15 protein-coding genes are annotated in these 15,043 nt (G+C 66.3%); 11 read left to right on the forward strand and 4 right to left on the reverse strand.

The window, feature by feature from the left end; translation table 11 throughout:
- From ACZ5RK_RS00485 to ACZ5RK_RS00530, 10 genes are read left to right on the forward strand one after another with little or no spacing between them, the layout of a single operon-like run.
- Nucleotides 1-687, forward strand: coding sequence for a metallophosphoesterase family protein (locus ACZ5RK_RS00485; protein ID WP_054647272.1), 687 nt, complete (start codon nt 1-3; stop codon nt 685-687).
- A gap of 60 nt (nt 688-747) precedes the next feature.
- The gene (locus ACZ5RK_RS00490) at nt 748-1,161 is read left to right on the forward strand and encodes an Hsp20/alpha crystallin family protein (RefSeq protein ID WP_054647273.1); all 414 of its coding nucleotides are present in this window, start codon (nt 748-750) and stop codon (nt 1,159-1,161) included.
- Between the two features lie 45 nt (nt 1,162-1,206).
- Nucleotides 1,207-1,653: a DUF1931 family protein gene (locus ACZ5RK_RS00495; protein WP_464909275.1), complete on the forward strand. Its 447-nt coding sequence runs from the start codon at nt 1,207-1,209 to the stop codon at nt 1,651-1,653.
- A 1-nt stretch (nt 1,654) separates the two neighbouring features.
- A complete protein-coding gene (locus ACZ5RK_RS00500; protein ID WP_054647274.1) occupies nt 1,655-2,077 on the forward strand; it encodes a phosphate-starvation-inducible PsiE family protein in 423 nt (140 codons plus the stop codon).
- A complete protein-coding gene (locus ACZ5RK_RS00505) occupies nt 2,074-2,547 on the forward strand; it encodes a TrkA C-terminal domain-containing protein (protein ID WP_464909276.1) in 474 nt (157 codons plus the stop codon). The genes ACZ5RK_RS00500 and ACZ5RK_RS00505 overlap by 4 nt, the downstream gene beginning before the upstream one ends.
- Nucleotides 2,547-3,692: a cation:proton antiporter gene (locus ACZ5RK_RS00510; RefSeq protein WP_464909277.1), complete on the forward strand. Its 1,146-nt coding sequence runs from the start codon at nt 2,547-2,549 to the stop codon at nt 3,690-3,692. The genes ACZ5RK_RS00505 and ACZ5RK_RS00510 overlap by 1 nt, the downstream gene beginning before the upstream one ends.
- A gap of 36 nt (nt 3,693-3,728) precedes the next feature.
- Nucleotides 3,729-4,556, forward strand: a complete 828-nt coding sequence (locus ACZ5RK_RS00515) for an SDH family Clp fold serine proteinase (RefSeq protein ID WP_464909278.1) — start codon at nt 3,729-3,731, stop codon at nt 4,554-4,556.
- The gene (locus tag ACZ5RK_RS00520; RefSeq protein ID WP_464909279.1) at nt 4,557-5,189 is read left to right on the forward strand and encodes a rhomboid family intramembrane serine protease; all 633 of its coding nucleotides are present in this window, start codon (nt 4,557-4,559) and stop codon (nt 5,187-5,189) included.
- A gap of 10 nt (nt 5,190-5,199) precedes the next feature.
- Nucleotides 5,200-5,652 carry a CBS domain-containing protein gene (locus tag ACZ5RK_RS00525; protein WP_054647468.1) on the forward strand — a complete coding sequence of 151 codons (453 nt, stop codon included), beginning with the start codon at nt 5,200-5,202 and terminating at the stop codon, nt 5,650-5,652.
- Complete coding sequence (locus tag ACZ5RK_RS00530; RefSeq protein WP_464909280.1) at nt 5,652-6,815, forward strand: cation:proton antiporter; 1,164 nt, start codon at nt 5,652-5,654, stop codon at nt 6,813-6,815. The genes ACZ5RK_RS00525 and ACZ5RK_RS00530 overlap by 1 nt, the downstream gene beginning before the upstream one ends.
- Here the strand turns inward: ACZ5RK_RS00530 and ACZ5RK_RS00535 are convergent.
- Nucleotides 6,796-8,412, reverse strand: coding sequence for a lytic transglycosylase domain-containing protein (locus tag ACZ5RK_RS00535; RefSeq protein WP_464909281.1), 1,617 nt, complete (start codon nt 8,410-8,412; stop codon nt 6,796-6,798). The two genes, ACZ5RK_RS00530 and ACZ5RK_RS00535, sit on opposite strands and share 20 nt — an antisense overlap.
- A 114-nt stretch (nt 8,413-8,526) precedes the next feature.
- Between ACZ5RK_RS00535 and dnaB the strand changes: the two genes are divergently transcribed.
- Nucleotides 8,527-9,861 (forward strand): replicative DNA helicase, encoded by a 1,335-nt coding sequence (dnaB, locus tag ACZ5RK_RS00540; RefSeq protein ID WP_464910092.1) that lies wholly within the window; start codon nt 8,527-8,529, stop codon nt 9,859-9,861.
- Here the strand turns inward: dnaB and ACZ5RK_RS00545 are convergent.
- The 3 genes from ACZ5RK_RS00545 to nrfD all read right to left on the reverse strand — a co-directional run bounded on the left by ACZ5RK_RS00545 (nt 9,858) and on the right by nrfD (nt 15,040).
- Entirely contained in the window at nt 9,858-10,409 is a 552-nt protein-coding gene (locus tag ACZ5RK_RS00545) for a protoglobin domain-containing protein (protein WP_054647041.1), read from the reverse strand. The two genes, dnaB and ACZ5RK_RS00545, sit on opposite strands and share 4 nt — an antisense overlap.
- 87 nt (nt 10,410-10,496) lie before the next feature.
- Entirely contained in the window at nt 10,497-13,844 is a 3,348-nt protein-coding gene (locus ACZ5RK_RS00550; RefSeq protein WP_464909282.1) for a molybdopterin-dependent oxidoreductase, read from the reverse strand.
- Nucleotides 13,844-15,040, reverse strand: a complete 1,197-nt coding sequence (gene nrfD / locus ACZ5RK_RS00555) for an NrfD/PsrC family molybdoenzyme membrane anchor subunit (RefSeq protein ID WP_464909283.1) — start codon at nt 15,038-15,040, stop codon at nt 13,844-13,846. The genes ACZ5RK_RS00550 and nrfD overlap by 1 nt, the downstream gene beginning before the upstream one ends.
- Nucleotides 15,041-15,043: the final 3 nt, after the last annotated feature.

Raw genomic sequence — 15,043 nt, forward strand, 5'->3', positions numbered from 1 at the left:
ATGCGTAGGACCATCCGCTACATCCTGGCCACCTCCAACCCCATGGGGGACCTGGAGGCCCTGGAAAGGTTCGTCAAGGTGGCTCCCGACACCGGGGCAGACGCCATCGCCCTCGTGGGCAACCTCATGCCCAAGACGGCGGGAAGCCGCGACTACGCCGCCTTCTTCCGTGTGCTCTCGGAGGCCCACCTGCCCACCGCCTACATCCCCGGCCCCCTGGATGCCCCCATCTGGGAGTACCTCCGGGAAGCGGCCAACGTGGAGCTGGTCCGCCCCGAGATGCGCAACGTCCACGAGACCTTCACCTTCTGGAAAGGCCCCTATTTGGTGGCGGGCATCGGCGGGGAGATCACCGACGACGGCGAGCCCGAGGAGAAAGAAGCCCTCCGCTACCCCGCCTGGGTGGCCGAGTACCACCTGAAGGCCCTCTGGGAGCTCAAGGACTACCCCAAGATCCTCCTCTTCCACACCATGCCCTACCACAAGGGCCTGGGGGAGGAAGGCTCCCACGAGGTGGCCCACCTGGTCAAGACCCATAACCCCCTCCTGGTGGTGGTGGCCGGGAAGGGCCAGAAGCACGAGACCCTGGGGGCGAGCTGGGTGGTGGTGCCGGGGGACCTCTCCGAAGGGGAGTATAGCCTCCTGGACCTCCGGGCGAGGAAGCTGGAGACGGGGAACGTGCGCTAAGTACCCCAAAAGGGCGTTCCCGTGCCATAGAAGTCCCAACCGCATCCGAGGAGGTGAGCCATGCTGGAGAAGCTTTGGCCCTTTGGCCGGTCCCGCTTCCGCAAGGCGGTGGAAGAAGCCCTGGAGAAGGCCTTCCAGGAGACGGGAGAGGTGCTGGAGCCCCTCTCCGAGCTCTCCGAGCACGAAGACCACTACCTCCTCCGGGTGGAGGTGCCGGGGCTTGGCCCCGAGAACCTGGAGGTGCGCCTCGAGGGGGACCAGCTGGTCATAGAAGGGGAGAAGCGGGAGGAGAAGCGCACCAAGCACCTCGCCGAGATCGTCTACGGCCGGGTCTACCGGGCCTACCTCCTCCCCAAGGACGCCAAGAAGGAGGGCATAGAGGCCCGCTTGGCCAAGGGGGTGCTGGAGGTAAAGATCCCTCGGGAGAAGCGCCCCGAGGAGCCCCCGGTGAGGATCCCGGTCCAGGAGGGATAGCCCCGACCCCCATTCTTCCGGTGCAACATTCGGAGGTGCGAACCTATGCTGATGAAGGTCGCCGAGTTTGAGAAGCTCTTCCGACTGGCCGCCGGCCTGGACGTGGACAAGGACGACCTTAAACGGCTCTCCGACTTCCTGCGCGACAAGCTCTACGACCTCCTGGTGGTGGCGGAGGGGAACGCCAAGTACAACGGGCGGGACCTCATCTATGAGCCCGACCTGCCCATCACCAAGGGCCTCCAGGAAACCCTAAGGGAGTTTCGCCGGATGGACACCGCCCTGGAGCTCAAGCCCGTGCTGGAGGCCCTGGCGGCCCTTCCCCCTTTGGACCTGGAGGTCTCCGAGGACGTGAGAAATCTCCTGCCGGAGATGGCCGGGGCGCTGGTGGTGGCCTACGCCCGGGTGCTCAAGGAGCTGGACCCCGCCCTCAAAAACCCCCAGGCGGAGCACCACCAGCGGGCCGAGCGGGTCTTCAGCCTCCTGCTTTAAGATGCGCCAGGACCTGCTTCTAAGGGTTTACCGGGGGGCCACGCGCCTGGTCTTCAACCTGGTGGTGGTGGCCCTCCTGGTGGGGCTTTTCGTGGGGGTGGGGCGCACCTTTTTGGAGCTGGGCCTCACCCTCACCGAGCCCACGGTGCGCCTAGGGCTAAAAGACCTCATCACCAACGTCCTTTCTCTGGTCATCGTCCTGGAGCTTGTCCGGGTCTTCGTGGAGTACTTTGAGTTTGAACGGGTCCGCCTGGAGGTGCTTCTGGAGGTGGGCATCGCCCTGGCCCTCAGGGAGCTCCTCCTTCTGCTCTTCGCCGAGAAGTTTTCTGGAATAGATCTCTTCATGTGGAGCCTGGGGATCCTGGCCCTGGTGGCCGGGCGCACCCTGGCCGTGCGCTTCCCCCCGGAAAGGAGGAAGGCATGAAGGTGGAGGAAGTGGCCCTGCCCGGGGTGGGCCGCAAGTTCACCATCACCGTGCAAAGCGGCGACCGCTTGGTCATCGTGGTCCACCACTCGGGGAAGCGGGAGGTCCAGTACTTTGAGGCCGGGGAGGAGGACGAGCCCACCATGGCCCTGGACCTCACCGACGAAGAGGCCCGGGAGATCGGGGCCATCCTCTCCGGCGTCCTTTTCCACCCCGAAGCGGTGGGGGACACCCTGAGCAAGCTGGGCCAGAAGGTCATCGAGTGGATCAAGGTCCTGCCCGGTTCCAAGCTCGCAGGCAGGCGGGTGGGGGACCTCCACCTGCCCCCCGGGGTCCACCTCCTGGCCGTGGACCGCCCCGGGGCCCCCCTCCTGCCCCACCCCTCTATGGAAACGGTCCTGGAGGTGGGGGACACCCTGGTGGTGGCGGGAAGCCGGGAAGCGGTGGAAGCCTTCAAGAGGAACCTCTGATGCACCCCTCCCTGGAGGCTTTCGCCCTGGCCGCGGGGCTTTTGGCCCTGGGAGCGGCCCTGGTGCACCGCTTCGGTTTCCCGCCCCTGCCCGTCTACCTCCTCACGGGGCTTGTGGTGGGGGAGAGGCTTCCCGTGGAGGAGCTGGAGCCCCTGCCCTCCTTGGGGCTCTTGCTCCTCCTCTTCTCCGTGGGCCTGGAGTTCGGCCCCGACCGCCTTAGGGGCCTTTCGGGGAAGGCCCTGAGGGCGGGCCTCTTTGACGCCTTGGCCCTGCCTTTGGGTTTCCTCCTGGGGCTTCTTTCCGGCCTGGACGCCCGGGGAGCGGCCCTTTTGGCCGGGATCCTTTACATAAGCTCCAGCGCGGTGGTCGTCAAGCTCATCATCGACCTGCGCCGGGCCGCCAACCCCGAAAGCGAGGTGGTCCTAGGGGTCTTGGTCCTCGAGGACCTGGTGGTCGCCCTCCTCCTCGCCCTCTTAGGAGGACACGGACCCACCGGCTTCCTCGGGGGGGTGGCCCTGGCCTTCCTCTACCTCCTCTTCGCCCGCTTCCTGGGGCCCCTCCTGGTGCGCTTCATGGAGACCCTCTCCCACGAGCTGGTCCTCCTCCTGGGGGCCGCCTTTACCACGGGCACCGCCCTCCTCTTCCACGCCGTGGGGGCCTCGGAGGGCGTGGGGGCTTTTCTCTCCGGGGTCATCGCCGCAAGCCTGGGGCTTCGGGAAAGGCTGGAGCACCTTTTCGGCCCCGTGCGGGACCTGGGAGTGGCCCTCTTCTTCCTGGTGGTGGGCGCCCAGGCCCTGGGGCTCCTCAAAGGGCTCACCCCGTGGGCCCTGGCCCTCGCTTTACTTGGAATCATTCTCAAGCTACCCCTCAACCACCTGGGCGGGGCCCGGGCGGGCCTTGGGCGGAAGCGGCGCCTCTATAGCGCCCTTTACCTGGTTCCCCGGGGGGAGTTCAACCTGGTCCTGGGGAGCCTGGCCTTGGCCCAAGGCTATCCCCTGGTGGCCCAGGTGGCCGTCCTCCTGGTCCTGGTCTCCATCCCCCTGGGGGCCCTCCTCATTCGCTTCGCCCCGGAGCTTGGCCAGCGCCTTTACCGGGAGGCCTCGAGGAAGGGGCGGCTTCCGGAAAAGCCCCCGGCCTCCCCTTGAGGCCACGGACCCGGTATACTCCTCATTGGAGGCGATATGGAGATCTTCTTCCAGCTCTTTTGGCTCTTTTTCATTCTCTCGGCCCTGAGCCCCTACCTCCAGCAGCAGATGCTCCTCGGAGCCAGGGCCCGGAAGATCGCCGAGCTGGAAAGGAAGCGGCAAAGCCGGGTCATCACCCTCATCCACCGGCAGGAGGCCCTGAGCTTTCTGGGCATCCCCATCAGCCGCTTCATCAACATTGACGACTCCGAGCAGGTCCTGAGGGCCATCCGCCTCACCGACAAGAACGTGCCCATTGACCTCATCCTCCACACCCCAGGGGGCCTGGTCCTGGCGGCGGAGCAGATCGCCGAGGCCCTCCTGCGCCACCCCGCCAAGGTCACGGTCTTCGTGCCCCACTACGCCATGTCCGGGGGGACCCTCATCGCCCTGGCCGCGGACGAGATCGTCATGGACGAGAACGCCGTCTTAGGCCCCGTGGACCCCCAGCTCGGCCAGTACCCGGCGGCCAGCGTCCTCAAGGTCCTGGAGAAGAAGCCCCTTTCCGAGATAGACGACCAGACGCTGATCCTGGCGGACGTGGCGGAGAAGGCCCTGAAGCAGGTGAAGGCCACGGTGAAGAACCTCCTCAGGAAGCACATGCCCGAGGAAAAGGCGGAGGAGGTGGCCCACCTCCTCTCCCAGGGCACCTGGACCCACGACTACCCCATTGACGTGGCCCAGGCCCGGGAGATGGGGCTTAGGGTCTCCACGGAGATGCCCCTGGAGGTCTACGAGCTCATGGACCTCTACCCCCAGGCCCAAGGCCAGAGGCCCAGCGTCCAGTACGTGCCCCTTCCCTACCGCCAAGGAGGAGGGCGGTAGGTGTTTCCCCTCTACGACCTAAACCGCGCCCACAGGCCCGCCTTGGTGGTGCGGGGCCTGGTCTTGGCCAACGCCTTGGCCTTCCTCTGGGAGCTGGCCGTAGGCCCTGAGGCCGTGGTGCAGGCCCTGGGCTTCGTCCCCGCCCTCTTCTTCCAAGACCCCCTGGGGCAGGGCTTTCGCCTCCTCACCAGCATGTTCCTCCACGGGGGATTCTTCCACCTTCTTTCCAACATGTGGTTCCTATGGGTCTTCGGCGACAACGTGGAAGACCGGATGGGCCACGGGCGCTTCCTCTTCTTCTACCTCCTGGGAGGGGTGGCCGCCGCCCTGGCCCAAGGGGTTTTCTCCCCCGGTAGCCACACGCCCATGATCGGGGCCAGCGGAGCCATCTCCGCCGTCTTGGGCGCCTACTACGTCCTCTTCCCCCGGGCCTACGTGGTCTCCGTGATCCTCTTCATCTTCCCCCTCTTCGTGACCTTCCCCGCCGCGGTCTACCTGGGGTACTGGGCCTTTCTGCAGTTATTCCAGGGGCTACTGGGCCTCCCGGGGGTGGCCTGGTGGGCCCACCTGGGAGGCTTCCTCTTCGGCCTCCTCTTCGCCCCGCGCTTGGCCCGGAGATGGCGGGGCTGGTAGACTCTAGGCCATGAAGGTAGCCCAGGTGATGACCCGAAACCCCGAGACCATCGGTCCGGAGGCCACCCTCGAGGAGGCCGCCCGGCGCCTCCTGGAAACCCGCTACGGGAGCTTCCCCGTGGTGGACAAGGAGGGCCACCTCCTGGGGCTTTTACAGGTGGAAGAACTCCTGCCCAGACCGGAGAACGTCCCCTTCTCCGACGTGGAAGCGCTGCAGCTTTTCGGGGAATGGGTGGACGAAGGGGTGCTCCAGGAGATCTACCGCCGCTATCAGAAGACGCCCGTGAAGGCGGTGATGCGCACCGACCTCCCCCGGATCCATCCGGAAACCCCCTTGGGCAAGGCCCTGGAAATCCTCCTCACCAGCGAAATCCGCCACCTCCCGGTGGTGGACTCGGAAAACCGGGTGGTGGGCATCCTCACCCGGAGCGACTTCCTCAAGCTCATCCTCGGGAGGGGCTGATGCACGGGGCGGGGCATCTATTAGAAGTTTTCTATCTTATCTTGGCGGCCCAGGTCATGGCCTTCCTCTTCCGGCGCCTGAACCAGCCCGTGGTCATCGGGGAGGTGCTGGCGGGGGTCCTGATGGGGCCCGCCCTTCTGGGCCTGGTGCACGAGGGGGAGATCCTGGAGTTTCTGGCGGAGCTTGGGGCCATCTTCCTCCTCTTCATGGTGGGCCTGGAAACCCGGCTCAAGGACATCCTGGCCGTGGGGAAGGAGGCCTTCCTGGTGGCCGTTTTGGGGGTGGCCTTCCCCTTCGTGGGAGGGTATTTCTATGGCCTAGAGATCGGCTTCCAAACCCTCCCCGCCCTCTTCCTGGGCACCGCCCTCGTGGCCACCAGCGTGGGCATCACCGCGAGGGTCTTGCAGGAGCTCGGGGTCCTTTCCCGCCCCTACGCCCGCATCATCCTGGGGGCGGCGGTCATAGACGATGTCCTCGGCCTCATCGTCCTGGCGGTGGTGAACGGGGTAGCCCAGACGGGCCAGGTGGAGGTGGAGGCCATCCTCAAGCTCATGGTCCTCTCCGTGGTCTTCGTGGGCCTAGCCGTCCTCCTCTCCACCTGGGTGGCCCGCCTGCCCCTGGAAAGGCTCCCCGTGGGAAGCCCCTTGGGCTTCGCCCTGGCCCTGGGCGTGGGCATGGCGGCCCTGGCGGCCAGTATCGGCCTCGCTCCCATCGTGGGGGCCTTCCTGGGGGGGATGCTCCTCTCCGAGGTCCGGGAGAAGTACCGCCTGGAGGAGCCCATCTTCGCCGTGGAGAGCTTCCTCGCCCCCATCTTCTTCGCCATGGTGGGGGTAAGGCTGGAGCTTGCCGCCCTCCTGAGCCCCGCGGTGCTGGTGGCGGGGACGGTGGTCACGGTGATCGCCATCCTGGGCAAGATCCTGGGAGGGTTCCTGGGGGCCCTCACCCAGGGAGTGCGGAGCGCCCTCACCGTGGGGGTGGGCATGGCCCCCCGGGGGGAGGTGGGGCTCATCGTGGCCGCCTTGGGCCTTTCAGCGGGGGCGGTGAACGAGGAGGAGTACGCCATCGTCCTCTTCATGGTGGTCTTCACCACCCTCTTCGCCCCCTTCGCCCTCAAGCCCCTCATCGCCTGGACGGAACGGGGCCTCAAGGGGGCGAGGGAGTAGCCTTGTAGGCGGCGTAAGCGGCGAGCACCTTGCTCAAGTACTCCCGGGGCTCGTCCCTTTCCTGGAAGCGGAGGAAGGCGTAGAGGCCGCCCTCCCGGGCGATGCCCCTTAGGGTGTAGCCGATGCCGCCGTTGTAGGCGGTGACGGCGCAGGCGAGCCGCTCCACGCCGGTAAAGGCGGCGCACCGCTCCATGAGCCAGGAGAGGTAGCGGGCGGCGTAGCGGATGGCGCTTTCCGGGTCAAAGGGGTCGGCGGGGGGCTCCCCAAGCATCCTGGCCACGTCGGCCCAGGTGCTCCTTAGGAACTGGCCGAGGCCCAGGGCCCCCGTGGGGCTTACCGCCCATGGGTCAAAGCGGCTTTCCACGTGGAGGAGGGCGAAGAGGAGGTCGGGGTCCAGGCCCTCCCTCCCGGCGTAGGCCTCCACCCACTCCCGGTAGGCCCGGGGGTAGGCGAGGGCCGTGGGCCAGGCGGCCCGGATCCCCTCCCGGTAGGCCCCCAGGCGGTAGAGGAGGGGGACCAGGGCGGGCCATTCCTCGGGCCTCCGCCAGAGGGCGTAGCGCACCTCCCCCCTGGCCCAGGCCTCCTTCCCGGCCCGGGCCAGGGCTTCCACCAGGGGGGCCGCCTCCGGCGAAGGGGCCTCGGGGGCCCTGGGGGGCGGGCTTGGCCCCTTGCCCACCAGGAGGCCGAGGCCTCCCTCGAGGCGGGCGTAGGCCTCCCGCCTGGCCTCCCCCTTCCCCAGCTCCCCGGCGAGGAGGTAGGCCCGGAGGGCGGCGTCGTCGGCGTAGGGGCTCCCCCCCTGGGTCAGGGCCAGGTACAGGGAAAGGGCCTCCTCCTTCCTTCCCAGGCGCTCCAAGAGGGCCGTGGCCCGCCAGAGCCCCTCCGGGGTGCTTTCCAGGTAGCAGGCGAGGGCCTCCTCCACCCTCCCTGCCTCCTCCAAGAGGCGGCCTTGGGCGTAGCGGCCCTCCGGGTGCGGGTAGCGGGCGAAGGCCTGTAGGGCCTCCTCCCGCCTTCCCAGGCGCCAGAGGGCGTAGCCCAGGCCGAGGAAGCCCCTGGGGTCCCTTTCCGCCCAGGCCCGGTAGTGGGGAAGGGCCTCCTCGTAGCGCCCCAGGCGGTAGAGGGCCTGGGCGGAGAGGTCGGGCCTTTCCCCTTGGGGGAGGGCCTTTAGGAGGGCCTCGTAGGCCCGGCCCCTAAAAAGCGCCTCCCAGAGCTTTTCCCCCTGGCCCAGGCGGAGAAGGGCCTGGACGGCCTCCTCCCTGGGGAGAAGCCTCGCCCAGGCGGAGAAGGCCCTGGGGTCCCCCGCCGCCTCCAAAAGGGGCGCCGCCACCCGCCAGGCCGCCCCCACCTCCCACCCCGGCTCAGAGGCCCGAACCCCCTCCAGGAAGAGGGCGTAGCGCCAGGCGTACTCCGCCCGCTCGGCGAGGGGGAGGCCCTCCTCCCCCACCAGAAGCCACCCGGCCAGGAGGCGGGCATACCCTTCGCCCCCCAGGGCCACCTGGCGGAGGCCCCCCGCCTCCCCCCTTTCCAGGGCGGCGTAGGGCCCGGGCAGGCCCTGGGCCCGGCAGGCGGAGAGAAGGAGGAGAAGAAAAAGCCAGCGCACGCCTTAGAGCCTACCCTCTCCCCCTGAGAGGCGGAAAAGAGCCAATCCTTCCCACAAGGAAAGGGCCCTGGCGGAAAGAAGGGGGGCGGGCGTAGCCTGGGGGGGTCTATGGGTTTGGAAGGCCGTATCCCCCCTAATAGCCTCGAGGCCGAGCAGAGCGTCCTGGGGTCTATCCTCCTGGATTCCGACGTGATGGACGAGCTGGAAGGCCTCCTCCCCTCCCCCGAGGCCTTTTATAGGGAGGCCCACCGCAAGATCTACGCCGCCATGCAGGCCCTGAGGGCCCAAGGGAGCCCCGTGGACCTGGTAACCCTGGCCGAGGAGCTCTCCCGCAAGGGGGAGCTGGAGGACGTGGGCGGGGTGAGCTACCTGGTGCAGCTCTCCGAGGCCACCCCCACCGCCGCCTACGCCGAGCACTACGCCCGCATCGTGGCCGAGAAGTGGACCTTGAGGAAGCTCATCCAGGCGGCCGGGGAGGCCATGCGCCTGGCCTACGAGGAGGCGGGAAGCCTGGACGAGATCCTGGACCAGGCGGGGAAGCGGATCCTGGAGGTGGCCCTCACCCGGACCGAAACCGAGGCCCGGGCCATGCGGGAGCTGGTCCACGAGACCTTTGAGCACATCGAGGCCCTCTTCCAAAACAAAGGGGAGGTGGCCGGGGTGCGCACCGGCTTCAAGGAGCTGGACGAGCTCATCGGCACCCTCTCCCCCGGGTCTTTGAACATCATCGCCGCCCGCCCGGCCATGGGCAAGACCGCCTTCGCCCTCACCATCGCCCAGCACGCCGCCCTGAAGGAAGGGGTGGGGGTGGGGATCTACTCCCTGGAGATGCCCGCCGCCCAGCTGACCCTGCGCATGATGTGCTCCGAGGCCCGCATTGACATGAACCGGGTTCGGCTGGGCCAGCTCACGGACCGGGACTTCTCCCGCCTGGTGGACGTGGCGGGCCGCCTCTCCGAGGCCCCCATCTTCATCGACGATACCCCCGACCTCACCCTCATGGAGCTCCGCGCCCGGGCGAGGAGGCTCAAGAGCCAGCACGGGGTGGGGCTCATCGTCATTGACTACCTGCAGCTCATGTCGGGGCCCGGCGGGGGCAAAAGCGGAGAAAACCGGCAGCAGGAGATCGCCGCCATCTCCCGGGGCCTCAAGGCCTTGGCCCGGGAGCTGGGCGTACCGGTGGTGGCCCTAAGCCAGCTCTCCCGGGCGGTGGAGGCCAGGCCCAACAAACGGCCCATGCTCTCCGACCTCAGGGAGTCGGGGTCCATTGAGCAGGACGCCGACCTCGTGATGTTCATCTACCGGGACGAGTACTACAACCCCCACTCGGAGAAGGCGGGCATCGCCGAGATCATCGTGGGCAAGCAGCGAAACGGCCCCACGGGCACCGTGGAGCTCCAGTTCCACGCCCAGCACGTGCGCTTCAACGACCTGGCCAAGGAACCCTAGGCCTGGGAAAGGAGGGCCGAGGCGCCCTCCTTGAGGGCCCGGGTGAGCTCCCGGTGCCCCAGGGAAAGGCCCAGGGAGAGGGCCTCGAGGTAGCTCTCCTCAATCAGGGCCACCTCAATGGCGATGACCTTCTCAAAGGCCTCCACGGCGCTGTAAACCTCGGGGCCCCTGAGGGCTGTGCGCAGGTGCTCCAGGGAAAGCTCCTGGACGATGCCCATGGCGGGGATCATGGCCTTGGGACCGATGCCCAGGCGGGCGTGCACCAGGCCGATCCGCCGCCTTCTTTCCGCATAGGCCCGGTCGTACACCCCCGAGAAGAGCTCCCCGTACCAGCGGGCGAAGGTACCGTAGAGCCTCTCCACCCTCCCCGGAACCGCATGGAGGATCTCCGCCAGCTCCTGGTCGCGGCCCAGGTAATCGTAGAAAGCCAGGGCCACCTCGTAGGCGATGGGCTTCATCACGCCCCCTAACTCGCGCAACAAAGCGGCGTGGGCCTCGCTAAAGCCCGTGCGGCGCTGGAGAAGGGAAAGGAGTTCGCCGGGGTCCACGGGACAAATGTACCTCCTCGCCCCCCCAGTCGTCTAGAAAGGCCCCGGGCCTAGGCCCGGGGCCTCCCAGCCGAGGTACGCAAAGCGCTACACTTCTCCTTCCAGGCCCAACCGGAAAGCCACCTGGTGCCGGAGGGCCTCAAGGTCCCCCCCCCGGCGGGCCACCTCCAGGGCCCGTCGCGCCACCTCCTGGGCATGAGCGGGGTCGTCGGGGCTGAGGAGGGCCATACGGGGGCCCATGCTCATGTAGGCCCCGGGAGGCACATGGGTGATGTCGTGCCCAACCTTCACCAAGCGCACCCGGGTTCCCGTGAACACCGAGTCGCCGGCGATGTAATCGGTGAGGGAAACGTCCTTGAGGTAAGCGTCCACCGCCATGGCCGGGTTGGGCACGAGCCCTTTGCCCCGGGCAGGGTCGCCGGGAATGCGCACCCCGTCAATCTCCACATCGCTGGCCCCGTAGGCCCAGTGGCCGTAGTGCCAGGATACGGCCACGGAACCGGGGGCAATCCCCTGGATGACCTTTACCTTCCCCTCCACCCGGGCTTTGACCCCAGGGGCCACCTCAAACTCCCCGTCAAACCCGGGCGACTGTAGGCGCACCACGTCACCGTCCACAAGGCCCAGGCGTTTGGCGTCCAGGGCATTCAGATAGACCAGGTTCTCGGGGTGGATGGCCAGCTGGCCCACATAATTGGAGGCGGTGCGGGACTGGCCGCCGAAGATTTCCTTGTAGGTGAAGAGGATAAGGGGGTACTCCTCCGGGAAGCGCACCTCGGTACCGTCAAAGTGCATCTGCCGCTGGTAGAAAGGCACGCCGGAGAGCCGCTTGCCGGTAACGGAGTGGAAACCCGAACCGATGGGCTCCACATAGAGGTTAAGCTGGTTGCCCCAGGGGTGGTTGGCAAAGCCGTCCTTGTACTCCTTGCCCGCCGCTTCAAAACGCCCGCCCCTGTTGAGGAGGTAGACCACCCGCCGCCACAGGACCTCATCCCCCACCGCCCTCCTCCAGCGCTCCTCGTCAAAGACCGCCTTGGGCAGATGGCGCCGGGCCTTTCGGAAGAGCTCCATCTCCTCGTCGCTGGCCATAGGCGCCTCGTCTCCTGGCTTATCTCCCGCCGCCAGGTTGGCGATGAGCTTAAGGTACCAGTCCTCGGGCCGGTCCAGAGGCAGGCCGGGGCCAAAGGCATCCTTGCCAAAACCGGAAAGCCCCAAGCGCTTGGCCACGGCGATGACCAGGGCCTCCATGGACAGGGGCATCTCCTCCCCCTCCACCTCCACGATCTCCGTGAGAGGCGCGGCCACAGGTTGGCGGAACTTGCTGATCTTGGTGAGGACCACGGGGCTAGTGCCGATGGGATTCCCCCAACGCTCCAGGTAGGTAAGGTCGGGGAAGATGTAGTCGGCGTACATGCTGGTTTCCCCGATCACCACATCGGTGGCGATGATGAGAGGGAACTTTTCCGTGTCCTGGAGCATCTTGATCTGCAGGTGCCCCGCGGGAGAGGCCAGGGCCGGGGTGCCGTAGTGGAGCCAGAGGATCTTTATGGGGTAAGCGTAGCCAGCGTAAGCGGAGGGGATGACCTCCTGGTAGACGTCATCGGTGTAGGGGAACCAAGGCCGCTTGGCCGGGTAGCCGTCCCGCTTGAAAAGGGTGCTGCTCTCGTAAGGGCCCGAGTCTTCACGGTTCAGCTTGACCCCGAAGGGGGTGAGGGCCCCAGGGTGCATCTTGTCCACGGGGAAGGGTTGGCCCTCCTTGGTTCCGCTCCCGTCCCAAGCGCCACCCCCCTTCACGAGACCGCCCTGGTGGTCCACATTGCCGATCAAGAAATTGAGGATGATGATGGCCTGGGCCGCGTAGTACCCCCAGGTGAACTTGATGGGCCCCCGGTAAAAATCTATGGCGGCCTTCTTTCCGTGGGCGGTGAACTCCCGGGCTAGATCGGCGATGGTCGCCACAGGAAGCCCCGCCTCCTCCGCGTAGAATTCCAAGGAATGGGCGAAGGCCGCCTCCTTAAGGAGCTGGAAGGCGGATTTCACGGGAATGCCCTGGAGGGTGGTATGGACCTCGAGGTCCCCCACCACAGGGTTGACCTCGTCATTGGGATCCAGGGCCACGGGACGCCCTCCCACCAAAGCCACGAACCGGTCCTCGCTGCCAATACCCACCTCGGAGGCCCGCAGGAAGCGCCCATTGTCCGTGCGCACCAGCCACGTGGCATTGGTCCAGGACAACTCGCCGCCCGCCTTGGCCGCAGCCTTGTTGGCGTGGCGAAGGAATTTCTCGTCGTAGCGCTTGTTCTCCAGGATCCACCGGATCATCCCCATGGCCAGGGCCAGGTCCCCCCCCGGGCGGATAGGAATCCACCAGCCCTTGGCCGCCGACTTGTTGAGCCGGGGGTCTATAACCGCGATCTTGAGTTTGCCGTCCACAATAGCCTGGGACACCCGGGGAGAAAGGGGCGTGGGGCCAAAGTTGGCCTCGTTGTAGGTGGTTCCCCAGAAGATAACGAACTCCGCCTGGGTGTAGTCCGGCTTCATGTGGTTGGGGCCCTTCTTCCAGGCGTACTTGCCGTTCTTCTCCGTCCAGGCGGCCAGGGCGTACTTGAAGGCCACGTGGTGGGCCTGCTCGCAGATGGTGGTGTGGCCGTACCAGTTCACCGAGCCCAGGGCCCCAAAGGTGAAGCGCTTGGTGATCATCTCCCGGTCCGGACTGATGCGCCCGCCCAGCAGGACGAACTGGTTGTTCTTGGGGCCCAGGTCGGGATGGTCCGGGTCAATGAGGACATCCAGGTGGTCTTTGTACTTGGCCTTGAACTCCTCCACTGACATCTTCCCCGCCCGGATCTGGGCCACGTCTTCAGCCATAGCCTTGGAAAGGGCGGGGTCCTTGAGAACGAAGACGTCCTTGAAACCGGGCACATACCGGTCCTCGCCGATGTCGGCGAAGAGCCTTCCCCCTTCGGTGATCTCCTTGATGGCTTGCTCAAAGGAAATGGTCTTCCACTTCCCCGAGCCCCTGGGTCCTGCCCGCTTGAGAACCCGCCGCACCCGGTAGGGGTCGTAGAGGGTCTCCACCCCTGCCTGGCCCTTGGGGCAGACAGAGGCGTCCACCTTGGCCGCCTCCACCAGAGGGAGCTCGTAGGGCAGGTGGGGGAAGAGGTTCATGGGGCTGTAGGGGTTGCCGTCTATCTTGGACACCACCCCGTCCTGCACCTTCACCTTGAGGGTGCACTGCGTGTTGCACTGCAGGCAGACGGTGTAGAGAATGTTCTCCGGCTGGCTCAGGAGGTAAGCCCGCTTCTTCAGGGCCTGGGGGTTCCCCCCTTGCGCCAAAGCCTGGAGAACCCGCTCTCCGCTTTTGCCCAGAAGGGCTCCACCTCCTGCCAAAGCGCCCGCCTTCAGCAGGTCGCGTCGATTGACCTTGGTCCTCATCAAGCCACCTCCTTCTTGTTCACCAAGGGCAGGTACCTGTAGCCCAGGTAGAAGAGGGCGATGCCTATGGCTATTACGCCCATTAGCACCTGCCACTCAAAGAGGCTGGGAAAGTACGTGTAGCTGAGCCGATTTATGGCACCGACAGGGTCTTGGTAGCTGTGCTCCAGGCCCCTGAGCTCAGGGGTGATGAGGCCGGGTATGACCAGGTTGAGGCGGATGGCGAAAAAGGTGACCGCCACCAGGAAGGTAGCCAAAGCGATGGCCGCAGGGCTTCTGCGGGTGGCCAGCAGGTAGACGGGAATCACCACCCCCAGAAGGATGTGCACCACCCAGTAGACATACCAGTAAGGACCAAAGAGAACGTAGGTGAGAAGCTTGTATTCGCTGCCCACCCCGTACCACATGGGGATGGAGTACTCAGCCCACTCCAAAAGGAGGTCAAACAGGATGAGGCCTAGGACGATGCGGCCTAAAAACTGTAGAAGCTCGCGCCAATCGGTGTCCTTCTTGGGCCAAAAAGCCGCGGTGATGAAGGTCATCAGGGCCCCGCCGGAGACCAAGGCCCCGGTGAGGAAGAGGATGGGGTAGATGGGGCTGTGCCAGTACTCCCGGGCCACCACCGTGCCAAAGAGGGCCCCCACACCTCCATGGAAGGCGATGGCCAAGGGCACCCCGATGGTGCCCAGGACCCGCAGGATCCGGTCATCTCGCGCCACCTGCTCGGGGGAGAGAGGGACCATGTCCCGCCTCAGGGCGAAGAAAAGCTCCCCTAGAAGGAGCAAGAAGTACGCGGTGTATAGCCACACCATCCAGGCCATCATGGAGTGGAACTGGGGCCTGAGGAACACGTAGTAGAAACGTTCCAGGTGGCCCAGGTCAAACCAGATGGTCATGAGGGCCATGACCAGCGTGATGGCCGCCACATAAAGGGCCAGCTTGGCGATCCTTTCCAATCGGTGCACGCCGAAGACGTACACCAAGCTGGAAAGCAGGAAAGCTCCCGCCGAAAGGCCGATGAAGTAGATGTAGGCCGCCACCCACATGCCCCAAGGCACGTAGGAGGTGTACGCCGCCAGCCTGTGTCCCGTGGTGAAGCGCAGGAGGATCCCTGCCCCACCCACCACGGCCAGGACCAGCCACAGAACCCATAGCACCGGGGTCCAGTTGAAGCTCTTTGTCTGCCTGCTCACCATACC

Source organism: Thermus kawarayensis JCM 12314, from assembly GCF_055393575.1.

Bases quoted from the DNA above. Each gene is read 5' to 3' on its own strand.
- ACZ5RK_RS00485 (WP_054647272.1), top strand. From the start codon at position 1: ATGCGTAGGACCATCCGCTACATCCTGGCCACCTCCAACCCCATGGGG.
- ACZ5RK_RS00515 (WP_464909278.1), top strand. From the start codon at position 3,729: ATGGAGATCTTCTTCCAGCTCTTTTGGCTCTTTTTCATTCTCTCGGCC.
- nrfD (WP_464909283.1), bottom strand. From the start codon at position 15,040: ATGGTGAGCAGGCAGACAAAGAGCTTCAACTGGACCCCGGTGCTATGG.
- ACZ5RK_RS00525 (WP_054647468.1), top strand. From the start codon at position 5,200: ATGAAGGTAGCCCAGGTGATGACCCGAAACCCCGAGACCATCGGTCCG.
- ACZ5RK_RS00510 (WP_464909277.1), top strand. From the start codon at position 2,547: ATGCACCCCTCCCTGGAGGCTTTCGCCCTGGCCGCGGGGCTTTTGGCC.
- ACZ5RK_RS00495 (WP_464909275.1), top strand. From the start codon at position 1,207: ATGCTGATGAAGGTCGCCGAGTTTGAGAAGCTCTTCCGACTGGCCGCC.
- ACZ5RK_RS00550 (WP_464909282.1), bottom strand. From the start codon at position 13,844: ATGAGGACCAAGGTCAATCGACGCGACCTGCTGAAGGCGGGCGCTTTG.
- ACZ5RK_RS00505 (WP_464909276.1), top strand. From the start codon at position 2,074: ATGAAGGTGGAGGAAGTGGCCCTGCCCGGGGTGGGCCGCAAGTTCACC.
- ACZ5RK_RS00490 (WP_054647273.1), top strand. From the start codon at position 748: ATGCTGGAGAAGCTTTGGCCCTTTGGCCGGTCCCGCTTCCGCAAGGCG.
- ACZ5RK_RS00500 (WP_054647274.1), top strand. From the start codon at position 1,655: ATGCGCCAGGACCTGCTTCTAAGGGTTTACCGGGGGGCCACGCGCCTG.
- ACZ5RK_RS00530 (WP_464909280.1), top strand. From the start codon at position 5,652: ATGCACGGGGCGGGGCATCTATTAGAAGTTTTCTATCTTATCTTGGCG.